This window comes from Thalassobacter sp. (assembly GCF_982993085.1).
Window position 1 is genome coordinate 58,730 of sequence record NZ_CEZFMW010000004.1, and the last position, 6,881, is coordinate 65,610.

4 protein-coding genes are annotated in these 6,881 nt (G+C 49.0%); 2 read left to right on the plus strand and 2 right to left on the minus strand.

The window, feature by feature from the left end:
- Window positions 1–1,545, minus strand: coding sequence for a sensor histidine kinase (locus AC4GMC_RS01575; protein WP_487876227.1), 1,545 nt, complete (start codon window positions 1,543–1,545; stop codon window positions 1–3).
- Window positions 1,546–1,547: 2 nt separating this feature from the next.
- A complete protein-coding gene (locus tag AC4GMC_RS01580; protein ID WP_487876226.1) occupies window positions 1,548–2,231 on the minus strand; it encodes a response regulator in 684 nt (227 codons plus the stop codon).
- A 320-nt stretch (window positions 2,232–2,551) separates the two neighbouring features.
- Between AC4GMC_RS01580 and AC4GMC_RS01585 the strand changes: the two genes are divergently transcribed.
- Both AC4GMC_RS01585 and AC4GMC_RS01590 read left to right on the plus strand, forming a co-directional pair.
- Window positions 2,552–3,070: a hypothetical protein gene (locus tag AC4GMC_RS01585; protein ID WP_487876225.1), complete on the plus strand. Its 519-nt coding sequence runs from the start codon at window positions 2,552–2,554 to the stop codon at window positions 3,068–3,070.
- A gap of 77 nt (window positions 3,071–3,147) precedes the next feature.
- On the plus strand, window positions 3,148–6,881 hold a 3,734-nt coding region (locus AC4GMC_RS01590; protein WP_488082244.1), incomplete at its 3' end, for an alpha-2-macroglobulin family protein.

Here is a 6,881-nt window from a genome sequence, read left to right on the forward strand (position 1 = left end):
CTACAAAGAAATTACAAACCGGGCTCCACCCAGTTCAGATGTAGAAACACTAATTTCTCCGCGATGAGCCTCAACAATCTGTTTAACTAGTGACAACCCTAGGCCTGACGCATTTGCCTGCACTGCATTTCCCCTGCGTGCAGTGTAGAAACGTTCAAAGATAAGCTCAGTAGCTGCTTCGGTAACCCCTGGACCAGTATCTTCAATTTCTAGCACCACGCCGTGACGCCACGTCTTTTTCAATGTGATCCGAATAGTTCCAACCGGGCGCGTGAATGAGGTTGCATTATCAAGTAGATTTACAATGATTTGGCCCCATCGGTCTTGCAGCCCAGTAATAGCTACCCTTCGCTGAATGTTGCGAGCAAACTTGAGACAAGGATATTCGTTAACATCTTCATAGTGGTCGAGTATTTCTCCAATTGTTTCAGAAAGATCAAAGCGTTCACGCTTCTTCGTAACTAGATCGTTGTCAACCACAGCAGCTTCAGAGATCTCCGTCACGAGCTTGCTCATCCGAACAGCCTGCGCCTTCATTTTTCTTATGACCTCAGTGTCTGGCGCAGCCTGACTTTCGCAGCTCTCGGCATAAGCGATAATACTTGCTATTGGGTTCTTCAGTTCGTGACTCACCTCAGCGGCAAACTGTTCTTTTTCATAAAAGAGGTCCGTCACCTGATTAGTGAGTTTGACCAGATTTCCATGGAGCTTACCTATTTCATCGCGGCGGCGACTTAGGCTATTGATCCGAAACCCCTGCAACTGGGTCGCGAGATCGTCTGGAGACAGTTTTTGATCCAACCGTCGTGATAATTTGCGAAGGGGAAAGGCGATCGACGTCGCTAGGGCAAGACCGAACAAGCAACTGATGATTGAGATGCCGCCTAGTAAGTTCAACCGAGCGGCATTCCTACCAAAGTATGCATTCTTGATTTGATATGTGTCTTGTACCTCAACTATCCCCACAGTCTCTTTTCCATCTCTTATTGGGGTAAGAACTCGCAGGGAGTATGAGCCCTGATCATCGTCCAAGACTTCAATTTGGCTTGTAAACCTTGCCCGCCTTGCAACAAGTGGTTCGGTGAGGACTTGGCCATCTACCACATATTTGTAGGCGTTGAACATGGTTGCCATGATTTGGTCGCTTAAGTTCACCTCGTCCTTCTGCGCGACGTTCAACTCATTTGGTAGCCCAGTCACAACAATGGGCGCCCGCCGGTTGACGGCGGAGCCATCAAAATACTTGAACCATTCGTCGAGTTCGCCTTCAGCCTCAAATCGATAGATTTTTATCCACTCAGAATTCGGAATAATTCGCCTTGAGAAGCGCTGGCTGATAACAACCATCTTCTCAAAGTCTGTGATCGTTTCATCTTGAATGACTGGCAAAGCGATCTGTGCATACAAGATGGACGCTAATGAAATTTGGTCCTTTTTGTACTTTATCGCGTTAGGAACAAAATCATCTGACGCCAATACAAACAGCCAAAGTACGGCATTAAACGTCAAGACAAGACCTAATATCTTTGCCAGAATACTGCGCATCTTTAGAGAACCAACTTATACCCTAAGCCATGCACCGTCTTGATCGGTTCTGCGCCTTGATCAACAGCTCTTATTTTGGACCTGATGTTTCTTACATGGCTGTCGATCGTTCTGTCGCTGACGTACACATTGCCTTCATAGCAAGCGTCCATCAGCTGAGCTCTTTTTTTAACTGATCCAGGCCTTTCTGCGAGCGAAATTAATATCATACACTCTGTCACAGTGAGGGGGATGGCTTGTTCCCGCCAACTCACTAAGTGACGCTCCCGGTCGATCGACAAGTCACCTGCTACGATGGGGCGTTGTGATACCTCCTCAGCTGGTGCGTACCGCCGAAGAACTGACTTGATCCGGAATATTAGAAGCTGTTTTGTGAACGGCTTCCCAACGTAATCATCTGCACCTACAGAAAACCCAATAAGTTGGTCGGCATCTTCATTCTTACTACTCAAGAAAATTGCAGGAATGGATGGATGTACGCCTCTCACTTTTTGGAGAAGATCTAACCCGTTCAGCTCAGGCATCTTGATGTCGAAAATCACAAGATCGACCGCTTGAGCCTCTAGATAAGCCAAAGCTTTCGCTGGACTAGAAAACGCACGCACCGAGAAGCCTTCCTCGAGGAGCATCTCCTCGAGTGGTGTTAAGATCTCCACTTCATCATCAACGATTACAATCTTAGGCATCTTGTCCTCACTTGAGACTTTCATGGAGGGTCATGCTCTATGGATCAATCAGTTTCCCCGCGCCTGCACGCATTCTGCACAAATCTCCTTTGAATCCACACAAGCTGCAAAACGTATCTGCATTTTTGGTCTGTAAGCCCACACATACAGGTTGATGTGACCTGTCGAGCAGATGAGCTGGCTCTCCCCGCGAGGAATTCTCCCGCCTCGCGGGGGTTAGAAAAGCCAGCAATGAACCAAAGAGAGGTCACCGTGATATCAACAAGCACGTTAATCGTTTCGCTAATTCTAAGCTTCGCACTGGCTTTGTGGGCACAAGCATGACTCGCAAAATTATTTGTTCGGTGCTGTGCGTGGCCTTTGCTCAGATCGCTTCGGCGCAAGATACATGGGTGTTATCAGACGACCGGACGCTTATTGTTGAAAACGTGGAAGATTCCAAAGGGTGGTTGGAGCTTACTACGTCCCAAAACTGTGAAGCTCTGGAGTTGCGGTTGTGGACAGAGTTTCCACATTCCAGCGTGCAAGGGGTAACAAGCGGTGACGCGATGGACCTGGTGTTCTTGTTGGCCGACAAGCAGATTGCATCTGAAGGTCGACTGTTGGAGCTCTTTCAAAGCGAAGCCGCAAACAGTGATCTCGTCTACATTAGATTGGGGTTCTGGGAGTGGGATGTGTCCGACTATCTGCCGCGCTTTACGGAGAAATCCGAGTTTTCTCTCCATGTTTCCAAAAATGGCGCCGTTACAAGCAGTACCTGGCCCGTGGCCAATCTTGGAGATGGTATTGAATTACTTAAACGGAGCTGTGATGCTCTGCACGAAGACACACTTCTGTGATGTTGTAGAATATCGATCGTGACAGTGTGTGCACACAATCAGCATTATTAATCAAAAAAACAAATGAGACCGACATTATGCGACACCTTATGCAAATAGCATCATTTTTAGTCTTGATGGCCTTTCCGTCGCTTCTTTTGGCTGAGCAGTCCGGCCGCCACGTCGCAATTGAAACCATTGTGGTGAGTGACAACACAACGGTGCCGGCTGGTGCTGAAGTGAACTTCTTGGGTGTCATCGACGTCAGTTTGAACACAGCACCAAGCGGCAAGCTCGCGACGTTTACTTACGGTGGTCAGGTGTACAACGCTGATGCCTCGTTGTTTTACGCTCAAAGTAGCGACCCAAACGTGACGACATATCCTGCACGGACTTTTGATAGCGGTGCTTCCGCATCAATGTGCTCAACATTTGTGCAACGGGTACACGGTGAAATTCTAGACTTCGCCGGTGACGGATATCAAAAATACTTTGAACTCACGTCTGCTGGCCAGGTTGTTGATGCTTACGCGGTTACGAGCCCGACTGACATCTTTTCAAGACGAGAAGAACGTCGAGAGTTTTGTATAACTGGTCTCAATCATTCGACCCTCTATCAGCTGCGTCTCTTGCCCGACCTTGCACTGTCGCGGACAAGCTACGAGGTCGTTCTCAGCACTCCCATTACTATGGCGTTCAAGACACCGGGGCGAACTCCAAGCATCAAGCTGGACTCATCGAAATCAATCCTGACTGACCCTACCAGTGCGTTCATACCAATCGAGTATATCAACGTAACTGAGCTGGAAGTTACGCTGCACAAAGTCGACTTGGCATCGCTGCCTGCTTACGGCGACGTCTTTGCACTCCTAAATGGCGCCGAAATCGATCAGCTCGGAAATTTCTGGGCAGATGAGGTTGTTCAAAAAACGGTGCAGCTTGAAGCCCCGATCGATCAAACACAGAACCTCAACTTAAACTTCAGCGACTTGTTGCAACAAGACACTACAGGGCTGTTTGTTGCTACCTTCACATCGCCGCAGATCGACGCTAGCCGCTATAAAAAGCGGCCAACTCAATGGTTCTCGATCTCAAATATAGCGATGCAGTTTTACAAAGGGCTCAATCAGTCTGACATTTTTCTTACAAGCTTTAGCGATGCCACTCCAGTCGCCGATGCGGATGTGAGGGTTGTTGCGGCCAATAATCGTACCTTGTTTGAGGGCCGATCGGATGAAGCTGGCCGTGTCGCAATTCCAAATAACTTTCTGAACGGCAGTGATGGCTTTGCACCAAAATTCATCCTGGTTTCGGGTGCCTCGCATGGCACAAGTATCATTCAAGTTGACAGCACGGATCAAAAGCCTCGCTTTCTTGATGGTGGCGAAGTCAAACGGGGTCAGACGGATGTTTACCTAACCTCAGATAGAGGCATCTATCGGCCCGGAGAAGCCATTGAGCTGGTGGGAGTCGCGCGGCGACTGGACCTAACTCCAGTGCCAGCAGAAGAACTCATCTTAAAACTTGTTAACCGCCAGGATAACCAAGTTTATTCACTGGATGTATCGAGTAATGATGTTGGGGCCTTTTCTGCTCAGATCCCGCTCAAATCAACTACTCCACTGGGACGCTACTCCATCCAGGTGACAACGGTTGATGGGGTACTCCTCGCAGAACACGCCGTAACCATCAGCGATTTTGTACCCCTAACAATTGAAGCTCGCCTCGAGATTAAAGAAGATCATTGGCCGGTCGGAGCTGAACAAGATATCTCTTTGACAGGTTCTTACTACTCTGGCGGGGTGGCGTCTGGTTTATCTGCGGAGATCACAACATCCTTGCAAGAAGTCAGTTCTCACGATGACGGGCGTCTGTCGGGTTTTATTTTCGGCAATAAAAATAACTCGCTGACGAGCGAAGTGGATAGCTTCACCGGAGCGCTGGATGACGACGGTGAGTTCACGACCTCGCTGCTTGCCGAATATCAATTTGAAAAGGATCGGCTTTATGATGTCGTAGTTGAGGGAACGGTGTACGATGTCGGCGGCCGGGCAAATACGGTGAAGAAGCGTGTCAGCCTTGACACCCAGCCAAGCTATGTTGGCGTACGGCCCGATTTTGGCGACTATGCAAGTCGAGACTTTCCGCCGTCGTTTACTATCGCCTCTATAGATCGTCAGGGCACGTCAGTTGCTCTCGAGGGGGTCTCATACACGGTCAACAAGGTTAATTATCGCTATAACTGGTACTATGATCGCGGATGGCGCTGGAATGCCGTACGCGTTTCAAACGCCGCTGTGGAAGCAGGTGAGGTGACGAGCGACACGCTAACACTGCGAACGCCACTTGGTTGGGGACGTCATGAGATTATCGTCAAAAACAGTCATGGATTTGAAACTTCGTATGAATTCTACGTTGGTTGGGGCGGTGATACGAAACCTGCGAGTGAGCCCGAACAGTTAAGCTTCTCGTTCGATGGCGCCTTCTTGCGTGGCACAGCTCCATTCAGTGGCGTGCTTTCGATCATGGTTGCTAATGAAGACATCCAAAAGGTGGTGCGGACAGAGGTGAAGCAAGGCGAGTTTGAACTTCCTTTTGTTCTTGCTGAGGAAACAGAGCCAGGGATCCACCTTCTTGCATCCCTTATTCGACCGATTGAGACAGGCTCTGAACACCTGCCGCAAATCGCTCTGGGAAAAACTTGGGTTTCTACAGTCAAGGCAAACCGTACAATTGAAGTTGCAGTAAGTGCTCCAACAAAAACTGACAGCCAGACACCTCTAGACGTTACCATCAGCACCAATGCGTTGAGCGGTAGCGCGATGATCTTTGTGGTAGATGAAGGCATCCACGCGATATCTGGGTACAGAAATGATGATATTACAGAGCACTTCTTGAGTGAGCGCGCCCTAAATTATGGTATCTTCACAAATTTTGGGAAATTGGTCTCTCAAGACGAAACCTTGCGGTCGATACGTGTAGGCGGCGATGGCGATATGCTGTCCGCGGCCGCTCAAGCGCCCAAATCTGAATTTTTTAAAACGTTTGTCGAGGCCAGTCCTCTCCTCAGCATTATTGATGGCAAAGCTAGTTTTAGCTTCGAGCAAACAAACGAATGGGAAGGCCGCCTCCGCGTGGTTGTGGTTGCCGTCGACAAGACTGGGTTTGGTTTTTCCGAAACCGAAATTACTGTTCAAGATCCTGTCAGCATAGATGTCTCGGTGCCAAGATTTGTCGCTCCAAACGACAGAGTGAACGCCAAAATGAACGTTAGATGGAACGAGTTTAGCGGTCCAGTAGAGCTACGAACCACGATTGGCGCATCAACGACTATTCAGAATATTGAGGCACCCACCTCAAATGAATACGCGATGGATTTGCCGATCAAATCCCCGGCAGTCGGTACTCTTCCGGTGCATGTTGAAGTCACAGCTGGTGAGCGCGTTTACAGGCGCACTTATGAAATTGTTGCACGCAACGCGTCCTACCCAATCACGGAAATTCAATCTGTGGAGTTGCAAAAACGAAACTGGCTCGGGTTCGGCGGGTCACTAGTCGAACCCTACAATGCAGATCTTGTAGAGCTTGACGCGCCGGGTAGTGCGTACAGCGCGAGTTTGACCAATATCGCCGGCATCAACTTGATCCAGGCAGTATCGGAGCTCAATAGATACCCGTACGGCTGCGTTGAGCAGGTCTCATCTAAAGCCCGTGGCTTACTTGCTTTGACCGAAGTTCGGGGACTGAGCGAAGAAACCGCGAAGAAGATCCAGCTAGGTATTGATAACTTGCTGGCGAAGCAAAAAATCTCCGGAGCCTTTGGCTATTGGAG